The organism is Phaeobacter sp. HF9A (assembly GCF_011806385.1).
In the GTDB taxonomy this organism is placed as follows: Bacteria; Pseudomonadota; Alphaproteobacteria; order Rhodobacterales; family Rhodobacteraceae; genus Epibacterium.
Map to the genome: position 1 here is coordinate 20,545 of NZ_JAATOX010000031.1, position 12,992 is coordinate 33,536.

The 12,992-nt window shown below is 61.3% G+C and carries 16 protein-coding genes; all 16 read left to right on the forward strand.

Annotation, left to right across the window (positions count from 1 at the left end):
• Window positions 1-27: 27 nt before the first annotated feature.
• Complete coding sequence (locus HCZ87_RS07970; RefSeq protein WP_167643228.1) at window positions 28-1,062, forward strand: hypothetical protein; 1,035 nt, start codon at window positions 28-30, stop codon at window positions 1,060-1,062.
• Window positions 1,059-1,547, forward strand: coding sequence for a Pycsar system effector family protein (locus HCZ87_RS07975; RefSeq protein ID WP_167643229.1), 489 nt, complete (start codon window positions 1,059-1,061; stop codon window positions 1,545-1,547). The genes HCZ87_RS07970 and HCZ87_RS07975 overlap by 4 nt, the downstream gene beginning before the upstream one ends.
• Window positions 1,548-1,940: 393 nt before the next feature.
• Window positions 1,941-2,303, forward strand: a complete 363-nt coding sequence (locus HCZ87_RS07980) for an HNH endonuclease signature motif containing protein (RefSeq protein WP_167643230.1) — start codon at window positions 1,941-1,943, stop codon at window positions 2,301-2,303.
• Window positions 2,304-2,436: 133 nt separating this feature from the next.
• Window positions 2,437-2,916 (forward strand): P27 family phage terminase small subunit, encoded by a 480-nt coding sequence (locus tag HCZ87_RS07985; protein ID WP_167643231.1) that lies wholly within the window; start codon window positions 2,437-2,439, stop codon window positions 2,914-2,916.
• Entirely contained in the window at window positions 2,913-4,748 is a 1,836-nt protein-coding gene (locus tag HCZ87_RS07990; protein WP_167643232.1) for a terminase large subunit, read from the forward strand. The genes HCZ87_RS07985 and HCZ87_RS07990 overlap by 4 nt, the downstream gene beginning before the upstream one ends.
• Complete coding sequence (locus HCZ87_RS07995) at window positions 4,748-6,064, forward strand: phage portal protein (protein ID WP_217701950.1); 1,317 nt, start codon at window positions 4,748-4,750, stop codon at window positions 6,062-6,064. Before HCZ87_RS07990 ends, HCZ87_RS07995 begins: the two co-directional genes overlap by 1 nt.
• An 11-nt stretch (window positions 6,065-6,075) precedes the next feature.
• Window positions 6,076-6,669 (forward strand): HK97 family phage prohead protease, encoded by a 594-nt coding sequence (locus HCZ87_RS08000; protein WP_167643234.1) that lies wholly within the window; start codon window positions 6,076-6,078, stop codon window positions 6,667-6,669.
• Window positions 6,670-6,742: 73 nt separating this feature from the next.
• The gene (locus tag HCZ87_RS08005; protein WP_167643235.1) at window positions 6,743-8,026 is read left to right on the forward strand and encodes a phage major capsid protein; all 1,284 of its coding nucleotides are present in this window, start codon (window positions 6,743-6,745) and stop codon (window positions 8,024-8,026) included.
• Between the two features lie 3 nt (window positions 8,027-8,029).
• On the forward strand, window positions 8,030-8,602 hold the full coding sequence (locus tag HCZ87_RS08010) for a hypothetical protein (protein ID WP_167643236.1): 573 nt from the start codon (window positions 8,030-8,032) through the stop codon (window positions 8,600-8,602).
• Window positions 8,602-8,940, forward strand: a complete 339-nt coding sequence (locus HCZ87_RS08015) for a phage head closure protein (RefSeq protein ID WP_167643237.1) — start codon at window positions 8,602-8,604, stop codon at window positions 8,938-8,940. Before HCZ87_RS08010 ends, HCZ87_RS08015 begins: the two co-directional genes overlap by 1 nt.
• Window positions 8,940-9,413: a hypothetical protein gene (locus HCZ87_RS08020; RefSeq protein ID WP_167643238.1), complete on the forward strand. Its 474-nt coding sequence runs from the start codon at window positions 8,940-8,942 to the stop codon at window positions 9,411-9,413. Before HCZ87_RS08015 ends, HCZ87_RS08020 begins: the two co-directional genes overlap by 1 nt.
• A complete protein-coding gene (locus tag HCZ87_RS08025) occupies window positions 9,410-9,772 on the forward strand; it encodes a hypothetical protein (protein WP_167643239.1) in 363 nt (120 codons plus the stop codon). The genes HCZ87_RS08020 and HCZ87_RS08025 overlap by 4 nt, the downstream gene beginning before the upstream one ends.
• A 48-nt stretch (window positions 9,773-9,820) precedes the next feature.
• Window positions 9,821-10,264 (forward strand): hypothetical protein, encoded by a 444-nt coding sequence (locus HCZ87_RS08030; RefSeq protein ID WP_167643240.1) that lies wholly within the window; start codon window positions 9,821-9,823, stop codon window positions 10,262-10,264.
• A 3-nt stretch (window positions 10,265-10,267) separates the two neighbouring features.
• Window positions 10,268-10,636, forward strand: coding sequence for a hypothetical protein (locus HCZ87_RS08035; RefSeq protein ID WP_065332170.1), 369 nt, complete (start codon window positions 10,268-10,270; stop codon window positions 10,634-10,636).
• 38 nt (window positions 10,637-10,674) lie between these two features.
• Window positions 10,675-10,953: a hypothetical protein gene (locus tag HCZ87_RS08040; RefSeq protein ID WP_175582183.1), complete on the forward strand. Its 279-nt coding sequence runs from the start codon at window positions 10,675-10,677 to the stop codon at window positions 10,951-10,953.
• On the forward strand, window positions 10,954-12,992 hold a 2,039-nt coding region (locus HCZ87_RS08045), incomplete at its 3' end, for a hypothetical protein (RefSeq protein WP_167643241.1).

Here is a 12,992-nt window from a genome sequence, read left to right on the forward strand (position 1 = left end):
ACACCCGAATATCGGGTGCGACTTTTCATGTCAGTCGATATTGTTGGGTCAACTAGATTTAAAAAACCGGACGGAAGTTGGAAGAAGCTATTTGTCCATTTCTTCAAAGAGTTCCCTAAAACCTTTCACTCCAAACTTGAATTAGGCACTTGCTGCGATTTTTGCAGCAAAGAAAAGAAAACATTCCCCAAAGTGTGGCGGACACGGGGCGATGAGCTAATATTCGTCATCACGCCAATCAGCATCAACAATGCTATATTCATCCTTAGTGGTTTCACCGAGGCGATCAGTGAGTACATGAGAAAGTATGATGATTTTGAGTTGAAAGGAAATGCATGGACCGCTGCGTTTCCGGTGCCTAACGTCTCCATTTTCACTCAAGATGTTGATTCCTTTCCCCATGAGGGAGTTATTAAAAGTCCTGAAAACCTAGATCGAGATAGCAATGAAGACTTGGAGATCGCGGCTGATGAAATGCCTGCTTATTTCGATTTCCTTGGAGTAGACATGGACATAGGTTTTCGTGTCTCTCGGAATTCTCGGCCAGACTTCACAACTATATCTCTGGGTTTAGCTTGTCTTTTATGTGAAGCCTCGGCTGATGATCAAAATGTTCAGGGTGGATTACTCTCACGTCTGAGCGTTGAGAGAAGGGAAGTATTTAAAGGTGTTGCGGATGAGCGTGCCTACCCTGTTTTGGGCTTTCTCGGTCAAAGCTCGTCAACTAGCACAACGAAGACGAGTTTGGATAGTCTGTTACTGACACCTAGGGGGAATGCAACTGAATTTCAAACAATACTAAAAGGAGAGCTGGCTGAACTAGAACACGACTGTCCTGTTTTGAAGTTGAATTGTGATGATAGGGATGTGGAAGACCCGCCTGCATATAAATATTTCCTTGCAGAGGAGCACGCTTATGGTGAGAAGCTTTCTCAAGCTAAGATGGAGTCTTCTGTTGATTCCGGAGCTAACGGGGCGGAAGTGCGCACTGAAGCTGAACTTTCTGATATTCTAAAACGCGTAGCTAACTTTACGAAGCTGCCACCGAAAGACAAAAAATGAGTGAACTCAAGCAAGATACTCTGATCGCGCAACATGAATATGTCCGTCACTATATAAATCAGGCAGATAGTAAGTCGGCTATTGGCCTTGTATCTTCATCTGCTCTTCTAGTGTGGGTAATTAAAAATTACTTTCCCGTCCTGTTGGCTGACAATGTTTGTTGGCCAACTAAGATCTTATTGATTTTTGCTTTTCTTGGAGTTGCCTCTACCGTAGTCTCGTTTGTGCTAGCTTTATGGCCTAGATTGACCGGAAGTAATGGGGGCGGTGTATTTTTTTACGTTGATGTTGCTAGTCATGCTTCATTGAATGATTTCCATTCTGCATATAAAGAATCTAGTTGCGAGGGTGTATCGAAAGAGATTTTAAATTCGATATACTTTTCCTCTAAGATATGCACGAAAAAATTCAAATTGATACAAAGGGGGATTGCGTTTGGTCTGGCGTCTGCTCTTCTTGTTGGAATATCTTTTCTTTATATTTAATTGGAAAATATCTACGGCGCAAAAACAGACTTTCTCGATTTAACGGGATTTGAGGTACATATCTGTGATGATGAATCCCCAAGGGCATCTTGCGGAGACGATGAATTTAGCTAGTCGGGAGGCATCCGCAGAGCATTGCGGAATGCGGTAAGCGTCAGGTCTGGCGGACGGTTTTGCGCCACCTAGGTAAGTGAGCCGACGGAAACTCTAGGTTATTCGCGAGGTTTCCTTCCCCTCGGGAGGGGAACTTTGCAAATGTCACTATAGGCGTTTCTCACCAGCCCCCCACATCGCCCCTTGACGCTGCTGTCACCGGCATGCCAGTAAATATGCATCATCACTGATTGCGCCCACGGGAAACCGTCGGGCGCTTTTGCGTTCCGGGGGTATGGTATGACGGCACGGAGCGAGTATCACCATTTGTACAACCTGTCGGCGTGGCGGCGTCGGCTGCGGCCAGAGCATCTGGCGCGGGAGCCGCTGTGTCGGGCGTGTCTGCGGCGGGGGATCGTCAATGACGGCTCGCTGACCGCGTCCGGGTCTCGACAGGGATACCCAAAGCGCTGCCGCCTGGTGGTGGATCATGTGATCCCGCATCGGGGTGATCCGGCGCTGTTTCTGGATCCGGGCAATCTGCAGACGCTGTGCCCGGATGATCATGATCAGAACAAACAACGGCTGGAGGCGCGCGGGTACTCGGAAGAGCGCGGCGCGGATGGCTGGCCGGTGGATCCACAGCACCCGGCCAACCGCTGACGCAGCGGGGCGGCACCCCGGGGGGAGGGTTCGAAGGAATTCCGGATGCGCTGGCAACCGGAGGGGGAGCCTTTGTCTGTGCAAAGTGGAAATTGAATAGAAAAAGCCACATGAACAAGGAGTTGATCGGGATATGCGAGGGCGCAGACCGGCAGAGGAAAAAGTGGTGGCCCTCGCGGAAGAGGGTGCGCCGCTTCACAATCTGGAAGAGCGGGCGCGGCTGCGCCTCGAGGAGATCCGGCCCGAGGGGCTGACCGGTGAGCTGCGCTGGACCTTTGACCGGCTGGCGCTGCCGCTGTGTCACCCGACGGTGGATCGGTTGAAGCCCAGCAATGTGATGATGTTCAAACAGCTCTGCAAAGCGGTGCTGCGGTTTGAACGTCTGGAGCTGGAGCTGGAAGAGACCGGCGAGACCTATGAGAGCGAGACGCGCAACGGGGTGCAGATCAAGGCGCGGCCCGAGGTGGCGCAGCTCAATGAGACCTTCCGCCAGATCCGTGGGCTGGCCAATGACTTTGGCATGACACCTGCAGCGGAGCGGGGGCTGTCGGGCGCGGGCCAGATGGGATTTAACTTCGCCGATCCCAATGGGCCCGAGAGCTATCTGACGTGAGCGCAGAGCATGTGCGGGTCTCGGCCAGCGAGGATCCGGTGACAGCCTGGGCGCAAGCGGTTGTGGCCGGTGAGGTTGTGGCCGGGCCTTACGTGCGGGCTGCAGCGGATCGGCATCTGCGCGATCTGGTTGAGGGGCCCAAACGCGGGCTAAAATGGGATCTGGCGGCGGCGCTGCGGGCGATCCGCTTCTTTCCGCAGGTGCTGCGGCTCAATGGTGGGCAGTTCGAGGGGCGGCCCTTTGAGCTGCACCCAAGCCAGGCGTTCCGCATCGGCTCACTCTTTGGCTGGCAAAAATACAGCGCCCAGCACGGGGCGTGGCTCCGGCGGTTCACGCGGTTTTACGATGAGGAAGGCAAGGGCAACGGCAAATCGCCGATGCTGGGCGGCATTGGGCTTTACATGATGGTGGCCGATGGCGAGCCGCGGGCCGAGATCTATGCGGCGGCGGCCAAGAAAGACCAGGCGGGGATTCTGTTCCAGGATGCGGTGGCGATGGTGGATCAATCGCCGGTGCTGAAGCGGACGGTGCAGCAGCAGGGCGAGAACCCGGTCTGGCAGATGACCTACCGAGGGCGCAGCGGCGACAAGCGCAAGTTCAAGCCGCTCTCGGCGGAAAAGGCCCAATCGGGCCCGCGTCCGCATTGTGCGCTCACCGATGAGGTGCATGAGCATCCCAACCGGGATGTGATCGATATGCTGGAGCGGGGCTTTAAGTTCCGCAAACAGCCGCTGTTGTGCATGGCGACCAACTCCGGCACCGACAAAAAGTCGATCTGCTGGGAAGAGCACCAGCATGGCGTCAATGTGGTCACCGGCGCGGTCGAGGATGACAGCACCTTCGCCTTCATCTGCTCGCTGGATGAGGGCGATGATTGGGAGAATGATCCAAGCTGCTGGGTGAAGGTAAACCCGCTGTTGGGCGTCACCATCGATGAGGAATATCTCACCAAAGTGGTGAACCAGGCGAAGATGATGCCGGGCAAGCGCAACGGCATTGCGCGGCTTCATTTTTGCCAGTGGACGCAATCGGTGACGGCGGCGATCCGGCGCGAGGCTTGGGTGGCCTGCCATGGCGAGGTGGATCCCGAGGAGCTGACCGCGCAGGGCTATCCCTGTTTTGGCGGGCTGGATCTTAGCCAGGTGCGCGACTTCTCAGCGCTGACCCTCACCTGGGTGCTGGATGCCACCAAGGATGCCGAGCACCTGGTCTCCAAGACCTGGTTCTGGACACCGGAGGGCACGCTGATGGAGCGCGCGGCGCGCGATCAGGCCCCCTATGATCTCTGGGTGCGGCAGGGGTTCATCGAGGCGGTGCCAGGGGATCGACTTAAATATCCGTGGCTGGCCGACGCGCTGGCGGATCTAACCTCCCGCTATCAGCCGGAGGTGATTGCCTGCGACCAGTATGGCTTGGAGCGGCTCAAAGACAGTCTGACGGAAAAAGGCCTGGTGCTGCCCACCGAGGTGCATCCGCAAGGCTTCCAGAAGCGGGTGCTGGAGAAGGTGCCGGATCCCACCAATCCGGGGCAAGAGGTGGAGATCTATCTGTGGATGCCGGATTCCATCAACAAGCTGGAAAACGCCATCTATGACGGCCGCCAGACCGTGGCGCAGAACCCGCTGTTGGACAGTATGGCGGCCTCGGTCACTTACGCGGAGAACCGCACCGGGCATCGGATGTTTGACAAGGAAAAGGCCCATGGTCGCATCGACGGCATGGTCTCGCTGGCGATGTCGGCGGGAATTGCGCTGTGCCGCGAGCGGGCGGGCAAGGAACACTCGCCCTGGGGCGATGAGGACTACTCTCTGGAGGATATGCTGTGGGATTGATGGGGTGGCGCAGGCGCGCGGCGACTGAGGGCGCAGGCCTGCCAGAACAGCGCGCCGAGGTGGTGGACAGCGGCGAGGCCGCCATTGCGCAGGTGCTCTCAGGCGAGGTGGGCGAAGGGGTGAGCATGCGCGAGGCGCTGTCGCTGCCCGGGGTCTGGGCGGCGATCAACTTCCTGTCGGCGGCCATGGCCGGTCTGCCCATCGAGGTCTTTGAGACCACGAATGATGAGGGCGGCGACAAGAAGCTCAAGGGCGGTGTGGTGGATGTGCTGGGCGCGGCGGTGAATGACAGCACCACGTCGTTTAGCTGGCGCGAGACCTTCTTTGCCGAGGTCTTTGGCCCCGGGCGCGCCTATACTTACATCGAGCGCAACGCGCAGGGGCGTGTGATCAACCTGTTCCCGATGGAGTATCACCGCACCACGGTGCGCAAGGATCAGGGGCGGCTGTTTTATGACTATCGCGAGCCCTCGGGGCGGGTGAAGACCTATCCGGGCCGGGATGTGATCGACATCGCCTTTTTGCTCAAACCCGATCATGTGAGCAGCCACAACCCGGTGATGACCTGCGCCAGCGCCATCCGCCAGGGGCTCAATGCCAATCGCTATGCGCTGACGGTCTTTGGCAAAAACGGCGTGCCGCCCTATGTGCTCACGGGGCCATTCCAGGCCGCCAAGGAGATGATGCGCTCGGCGGCGGATCTGATGCGGGTAACGCGGCGGGCGGCAGATGAGGGCAAGCCGGTGTTGCCGCTGCCAGCGGGCCATGAGCTGAAGCGGCTCGGCGATGATCCGGAAAAGATGCAGCTCACCCCGGTGCAGGTCTTTGCGGTAGGGCAAGTGGCGCGGATCTATCAGCTGCCACCGGTGTTCCTGCAGGAACTCAGCAAGGGCAATTACAACAATATCGAGCATCAGGATCTTCACCTGGTCAAACACACGCTGCGGCGCTGGGTGAAGAAGTTCGAACAGGAGCTGACGCTGAAGATCTTCGGGCGCGGCTCCAAACGCTATGTCAAACTGAACCTCGACGGCATGATGCGGGGCGACTTCAAGACCCGCATCGAGGCGATTGTCAAAGCGATCCAGAACGGCCTGATGACCCCCAATGAGGGGCGCGCACTGGAAAATCGTGCGCCGCTGCCCGGCGGCGATGTGCTTTTGGTACAGGGCGCAACCGTGCCGATTGAGCTGGCCGGCAAGGCCTTTGCCAAAGGCGCGGCGGTGGAGGCCGCGCCGCCCCCTGCCCCAACAGACGACACCACCCCCGCCGATCCTGACGATCAGGACGGCAACGCGGAACCCAACACAAACTAACGGAGGCTTGGATGAGCGATCCAACACGCGAGGTGCGCTATTGCGCCGTCGCGCCCATTGAGCTGCGCGAAGACACAGACAAACCGCTGGCGGTCACGGGCTATGCGGCGGTGTTTGGCGAGCGCACCGCCATCGGCCCGCTGGATAAATGGGGCTGGGAAGAGGTGGTGGAGGCCGGGGCCTTCAGCGCCGCCCTGGACCGGAGCGATGATGTGACCTTTTTGATTGACCATGAAGGGCTGCCACTGGCGCGCACCAGCTCCGGCACGTTGATGCTGTCGCAGGATCGGCGCGGCTTGCGGGTGGAGACGGAGCTGGACCGGCAGGATCCCGATGTGCAGCGGATCCTGCCCAAGATGCGGCGCGGCGATCTCTCAAAGATGAGCTTTGCCTTCATTGCCGAGAAAGAGACCTGGGATGAGAGCGGCGCGCACCCGCTGCGCAGCATCGGCTCGGTGCGGCTCTTCGATGTCTCGATTGTCACCGACCCTGCCTATCAGGGCACAGAGATTGGCCTTCGCTCCAAAGCGGCGGCTCTTGGCGGCAGCGCGCTCTGCGTGCGCCGCCGGATGCAGATGCGCGGGCGTCTGTCGGGGCTGCGCTGATCGGCGCTTTGTCCTGCCCGTTTCCATGCCGCGCCTTGGGCAAGCGCAGATCACCACATCCAATGAGGATATCATGAGCAAGATCAAAGAACTGCGCGAGAAGGCGCAAAAGCTTCTCACCGAGGCCACCAGCCTGCGCGATGGGATCACCGATAAAACACCGCTGGAAGAGGCGCGCGCCGCCAATGACAAGTTCGACGCGATGATGGATCAATATGACGGTCTCATCAAAGAGGCCGAGCGCGAAGAGCGGGCCATGAAGGCACAGCGCGAGGCCGAGGAACGCCGCGAGCAGGAAGAGCGTGCAGAGCGCGAGAGCCGCCGTCCGGGTCAGAATGAGACCCGCCATCAGCCCGACGCGGATGTAAGCGAAGAATACCGCGAGGCCTTCCGGCTGTATCTGGCCACCGGGGCCGATCTGTCGGAGCTGGACCGTGAAGCACGTGATGCCCTGCGTCGGGGCTACCGCGAAGACCGGGCGCAAAACGCAGGCACCGGGGCGCAGGGTGGCTTTTTGGTGCCCACCACACTGGCGGGCTTTATCAATGTTGCCGCTGCCGCCCATGGCCCGATGATGGATGGGCAGATTGCCACGGAGATCAACCTCGCCAATGGCGCGCCCTTTGATCTGCCCACGGTGGATGACACCACCCAAGAGGCCAAACCCCACGCGGAGGGCGATGAGGGCAAGGACGACGACAGCGGTGACATCGCACTCGGCAAGACCACATTGCTGGCCTATGCGCTGGCGACACCTTGGATCAAATGGTCCTTTGAGCTGGCGCAGGATTCCGCCTTTGGCTTTGAGCCCCTTCTGGGCAAGCTGATTGGCGAGCGGATCGGACGCAAGGGCAATGCCTGGCTCACCACCGGCAGCGGCAACAATGAACCTCTGGGCTTTGTCACCGGCGCGCCGGTGGGCCACGTGGCGGCTGCCACTACGGCGCTCACCTTTGATGAGATCCTTGATCTGGAGCACTCGGTGGACCCGGCCTATCGCGGCGGGCCCAAGGTGCGCTATCAGATGCATGACCAGTCGGTGAAGGCACTGCGCAAGCTCAAGGATGGCAATGGCCGCTATCTGTGGTCCGATGGCGATGTCACCAAGGGCGTGCCTGCCACGCTCAATGGGCGGCCTGTGTCGTTTAACCAGGCGATGGCGCAGATCGGTGCGGGCACCAAACCCATCGCTTACGGTGACTTCTCGGAATATTACGTGCGCAAAGTGGGCAATCCGCTCCTTGGCGTGGCACGCGAGAAGTTCTTCCCCAACCTCGCCATCATGGGCGTGCATCGCATCGATGGGGCCCCGGCGCAGACCAAGGCCATCAAAGTCCTGCAGATGAAAGCGGCCTGAGCCATGGCGATGGAGCGTCTTACCCCACCGGCAGAGGTGCCGGTGGATCTCGCCCAACTGCGCGCGCATCTGCGGCTGGAAGAGGGCGAAGAGGATGGCCACCTGCAGCATTGTCTGGATGTGGCGGTGGCGCAGTTTGACGGCGACGATGGCGAGCTGGGCCTCGCACTGGTGCATCAGGTCTGGCAGCAGAGCTTCCCCCATGTGCCCGGAGCTGGTGGATCGGTGGAGCTGATGCTGGGACCGGTGGCCTCGGTGGATCAGATCGAGGTCTATACGCCTGCGGGAACTTGGGAGGTTGTCACATCGCCAGAGCTCTTTGAGCTCGGTGGGCGCTCTTATGTCCAAGCGCGCAACTGGCCCCGCCCGGGGCGCTGCCCCCTGCCCCTCAAGATCCGCTTTACCGCAGGCTTTGGCACAGCTGCCGATGTGCCCAAGCCCATCTGCCATGCCATCCTCTTGTTTGCGGCGCATCTCTATCAGGCGCGGACACCAGTGGTCTTGGAGGGCAAACCGGCAGAGGTGCCCCTGTCGATCGCGCATCTGGTGGCCCCCTATAAAAGCTGGTGGCGGTGATGAAAGAGGTCACCGAACGGGATCGGCGGATCACCTTCCTGCAGGCCCGGCGCGAAGAGAATGACGCAGGCGAAGAGGAGGTCACCGGCTGGGAGGTGCTGTTCCACCGCTGGGCGGCCTTTGAGCCGGTGAGCGATGGCGAGCGGCTTCGGGCGGCGGCGGTGGAACAGCGCAGCGATGCGCGGTTCCGGGTGCTGTGGTCAGGGCCCATGGTGCAGATCACCGGCGCGCATCGGCTGCGGTTTGACGGTGCGGATTGGCAGATCACCGGCCTCAAACAGCGCGGCTTTAAAGGAGAGATCGAGATCACCGCCTGGAAGATCCCGGAGGTGTCTTGATGGCCGTCAAAATGCGCATCAAGGGCGCGGGCGATATTGAGCGCGCGTTGGCAGCACTGCCGCGTGGCACCGCCAAAGGGGTGATGCGGCGCGCCATGAAGAAGAGCCTCAAGCCCGTGGCGCAGATGGCGGAGACGGCCTCGCCCTTTGCCATTGCGGTGACCGCTAAACTGACCGCCCGCCAGGCGCGTGAGGCGCGCGGAGATCGGGGCCGCAGCAAGGTGGTGCTTTATGTGGGGCCGGTTGAGCCGGATGGCGGTGATGCCCCGCATGCGCATCTTTATGAGTTTGGCACCGGCCCCCGCGTGCAAAGCTCAACGGGACGCGCCACCGGGGCGATGCCGGCACGGCCTTTCCTGCGCCCGGCTTGGGACGCGAGCCAAGCCATGATGCTGGCGACACTCAAACGCGAGGTTTGGGCGGAGATCGAGAAAAGCCTGGAACGCGCCCGGCGCAAGGCAGCGCGCGCATGAGTATGGAGCGCGAGGTCAAGGATCTCTTGAAGACCTTGAGGGTGCCGGTGGTGTGGGGCGCGTTTGACAGAGATGTGGGCTTTCCCCGCATCACCCTGCAGCGGATCTCAACCGTGACACGCTACTCACTCCGGGGGCGCGCGGATCTCGAGACCGCGCGGGTGCAGGTGAACATTGCCGCCAAGACCTATGGCGCGTTGCTGAGCCTTGGCCGCGAGGTCTCGACCACGCTCACCACCTATCGCGGCGGATCGGTGATCCGCATCAAAGAGCTGACCCGGCGGGATTCCCATGTGGAGACCGGCGGTGATGTGATCCGGCTGCAAATGCTGGATGTGCAGGTGCGCTACCGCGCCTGATGTGGCCGGGCTACCGGCGCTTTCCACCACTTTATGAAAGGACAAGCCATGGCAGAGAATGTCATCGCAGGCGATCTGGCGGATATTGAATGGTCCCCGGATGGAGAAGAGGCGACATTTGTCGTCATCAAGGGCTGTAAAACCGTGGGCATCCCCGAGGAAAACCCGGAATACCGGGATCGCACCTCGCTGGATAGCCCCGGTCGGTCGCGCGAATGGGGCGTGGGCCTCACCGACACCAGCGAGCTCACGTTGAGCTGCTTTTATTCCTCCGCGCTCTATGAGCAGGCGGCGGCCTATAAGGCGGCCGGCAAGCCCGTGTTCTTCCGGGTGAAGCTGCCGCCGATGGAGGGTCAGGCCACCACGGGGGATGTCTTTGCCTACAAAGCCTTCGTGAACCCCTCGGTTCCTGCGGTCGACCATGAGGGCGATCTGATGACCGATCTCAAACTGCGCCCCACTGGGCTCATCAGCTGGACCAAAGGGAGCTAAGGGATGATTGCAGCAGCAACACTAAAGCAGGGCAAGAGCACCCATAAACTGCGCTTCACCACCGGCGCGCTGATGCGCTTTGAAGAGGACAATAACGGCACCGCCTTTGATGTGCTCCTGGATGATCTGATCCAGGGCAAAGGCGGTGTGCGCCTGCTGGTCTCGGCGCTGGCGGCGGGGCTGGAGGATGGTGCAGGCGTCAGCCGCGAAGAGGCAATTGCGCTGGTCGATGCGGCGGGCGGCGCGCGCCAGGTGGTGCCCTTTGTGGGCGACGCCATCGCCAAAGCCTTCCCGCCGCCCAAGGGTGATGCACCCGGCACCGGTGATGGGGAGGCGACAGCGGGAAAGGCCCGCCCCCCGGCGGGGGCGTAGACTGGAGCGCGCTTTATGCGTCGTGGTGCGAGCTGGGCTTGCACCACGCCAGCTTTGAGGGCGTGACCTTCAAGGAATACGATCTCATCACCCGCGCGCGGATCCGGGCCAAGGATGCGCAGGTGGAAGCGCGCCGGGTGCTCAATCAAGAGCTGGGCGTGCTGGTGAGCCATGCCTTCCACAATCCCAAAAAGATGCCGGATTTTACCAAAGCCTCGGCCCAGAAGGGCCAAGGCAGCCGCGATCCTGCGCATGAGCTGGCCGCTCTGCGCGCAGGCCTGATGAATATGCACTTCCAAAGCAAGAAAGGGCCTTAGATGTCCGCAGTTATTGGCGCGCTGCGCGGCGTGCTCTCGATGGATTCCGCAGCCTTTGAGACGGGCGCAAAGCGGGCCAAGGCCACCATGGGCACGGTGGAGCGGCGCATGGTGCGCCTGGCGGGGCATATGGAGCGCGCCGGGCGTCGCATGGCGCTTGGCCTCACCCTGCCGATGGCCGGGGCGGCAGCGGTGGCAATCCGCTCCAGCCTGCAGATCGTCGATGCGCAAGCCAAGATGGCGCAATCGCTGGGCACCACGGTTGCCTCGATGCAGGTGCTGGAGCGCGCCGCAGATCTCTCCGGGGTCTCCATGGGCGAGATGCAGCAGGCCACATTGCAGCTCACCAAACGTCTGAGCCAGGCGGCGGGTGGCAGTGGGGCGGCGGCCAAGGCGCTGGGGCGGCTTAGACTCAGTGCTGCGGAGCTGCAGGCGCTGCCGCTCGATCAGCGCCTGTCAAAGATCCAATCGGCATTGGCGGAGTATGTGCCAGAGGCCGAGCGCGCGGCTGTGGCCTCGGATCTCTTTGGCAGCCGGGCGGGGTTGATCTTCACCCGCGTCGATGGGGCCGCCCTGCGCACCGCAGCGCAGGATGTGAGCCGCTTTGGTGTGGCAATCTCCGAGGTGGATGCGGATCAGATCGAGCTCACCAATGACGCGCTGTCGCGGATGAGCCTTGCCGGGCGGGGCCTCGCCAATCAGGTGACCGTGGCGCTGGCCCCGGCGTTGCAATCATTGAGTGATCGCGCGGCGGATCTGGCGAGCTGGTTCAATGGGCTGTCCGATGGCACCAAACGCATCATTGCCACCACCGGCTTGATTGCCGGAGCGGTGGGCCCGGCGGCGCTGGCGCTGGGGTTGATGTTGAAGATCTCGGCCCCGCTGGCGGTGGCGATGGGGGCTGTGGTCTCCACGGTGGCCCTGGCCCCGCTGCGCTTTGCGGCTGCGGCCAAATCGGCCATTGCGCTGGAAATCGCCCTTGGGGCCACCTCGACCAAAGCGGCGGTGGCGAGCCTCGCAATAAAAGGCCTGCAGCGCGGGTTGGTGCTGTTGCGCGGTGCAGTGATTGCCACCGGCATTGGCGCGCTGGTGGTGGGGGCTGGCTATCTGGCGATGAAGTTCCACCAGTTGGTGGTGGCCACCGGCGGCTGGGGGGCGGCGCTCAGAGCGCTCGGCACTCTGGCGGTGGGCGTCTGGGAGGGGATCAAGACCAGCGCGGCGGCGATTAAACCCTCGCTGGCCGCAATCTGGGCGCAGGTACAGGCGGGCTTTACCCGCATGCTGCAGGATCTGTCGCTAAATTGGGGCAACTTCCTATGGACGCTCGCGCAAGGGATGCGGGGTCTCCCCGGATTGTCTGAGGTGCAGCAGAGTTTGCGCAATGCCTCCGATCAGGCCATCGACAAGGTGATGGAGCTGGATCTTGCGGCCAGCTCCCTTGAGGGGCGCGTGATCCGGTTGCGCAAAGAGGCTGCAGGTCAGCTCACGGCGGGGTTTGAGAAAGCCGGGGCGGCCATGCGCACTCTCTCCGGCCAGATGAACAGCGCCAATGACGCCATTGAGGCGGGTGATGACAGCGCAGATGCGCTGGCCAATACGCTGAACACATTGGATGACACGTTGGATGACGGATCCGGCGGCGGTGTGGCGGGCAGCCTGCAAACCACCACCGAAGCGGCGGGGGATCTGAGTTCTGAGCTGGAGGGGCCGCTTTCAACGGCAGTGGATGGCGTGGCGCGCTCTTTTGGCGATTGGATCGCCGATGGTCTGCGCGACTTCCGCTCGATGTGGGATGGGATCAAACAGGCCGCCAAGCGCGGGCTGGCGGATCTCGCCGCAAGCTTTGCCAAGAACCAGATCCGCATTGCGCTGGGGCTGTCGCTTACAGGGGCCGGATCAGCCGCGCAGGCGGCGGGCGGCTTGCTGGGTGGTGGCCTCTTTGGGGGCGGCGCTGGCGGTGGCGGCGGTCTTCTGTCGGGGCTTCTGGGCAAAGGTCTGGGCGGGCTCTTTGGTGGTGGGGGTGCCCTGGGCGGCATTGC

What these genes read in the sequence shown, in the direction of transcription:
- HCZ87_RS07970 (WP_167643228.1), top strand. Translation starts at nt 28, where the DNA reads ATGTCAGTCGATATTGTTGGGTCAACTAGATTTAAAAAACCGGACGGA.
- HCZ87_RS07975 (WP_167643229.1), top strand. Translation starts at nt 1,059, where the DNA reads ATGAGTGAACTCAAGCAAGATACTCTGATCGCGCAACATGAATATGTC.
- HCZ87_RS07980 (WP_167643230.1), top strand. Translation starts at nt 1,941, where the DNA reads ATGACGGCACGGAGCGAGTATCACCATTTGTACAACCTGTCGGCGTGG.
- HCZ87_RS07985 (WP_167643231.1), top strand. Translation starts at nt 2,437, where the DNA reads ATGCGAGGGCGCAGACCGGCAGAGGAAAAAGTGGTGGCCCTCGCGGAA.
- HCZ87_RS07995 (WP_217701950.1), top strand. Translation starts at nt 4,748, where the DNA reads ATGGGGTGGCGCAGGCGCGCGGCGACTGAGGGCGCAGGCCTGCCAGAA.
- HCZ87_RS08000 (WP_167643234.1), top strand. Translation starts at nt 6,076, where the DNA reads ATGAGCGATCCAACACGCGAGGTGCGCTATTGCGCCGTCGCGCCCATT.
- HCZ87_RS08005 (WP_167643235.1), top strand. Translation starts at nt 6,743, where the DNA reads ATGAGCAAGATCAAAGAACTGCGCGAGAAGGCGCAAAAGCTTCTCACC.
- HCZ87_RS08010 (WP_167643236.1), top strand. Translation starts at nt 8,030, where the DNA reads ATGGCGATGGAGCGTCTTACCCCACCGGCAGAGGTGCCGGTGGATCTC.
- HCZ87_RS08015 (WP_167643237.1), top strand. Translation starts at nt 8,602, where the DNA reads ATGAAAGAGGTCACCGAACGGGATCGGCGGATCACCTTCCTGCAGGCC.
- HCZ87_RS08020 (WP_167643238.1), top strand. Translation starts at nt 8,940, where the DNA reads ATGGCCGTCAAAATGCGCATCAAGGGCGCGGGCGATATTGAGCGCGCG.
- HCZ87_RS08025 (WP_167643239.1), top strand. Translation starts at nt 9,410, where the DNA reads ATGAGTATGGAGCGCGAGGTCAAGGATCTCTTGAAGACCTTGAGGGTG.
- HCZ87_RS08030 (WP_167643240.1), top strand. Translation starts at nt 9,821, where the DNA reads ATGGCAGAGAATGTCATCGCAGGCGATCTGGCGGATATTGAATGGTCC.
- HCZ87_RS08035 (WP_065332170.1), top strand. Translation starts at nt 10,268, where the DNA reads ATGATTGCAGCAGCAACACTAAAGCAGGGCAAGAGCACCCATAAACTG.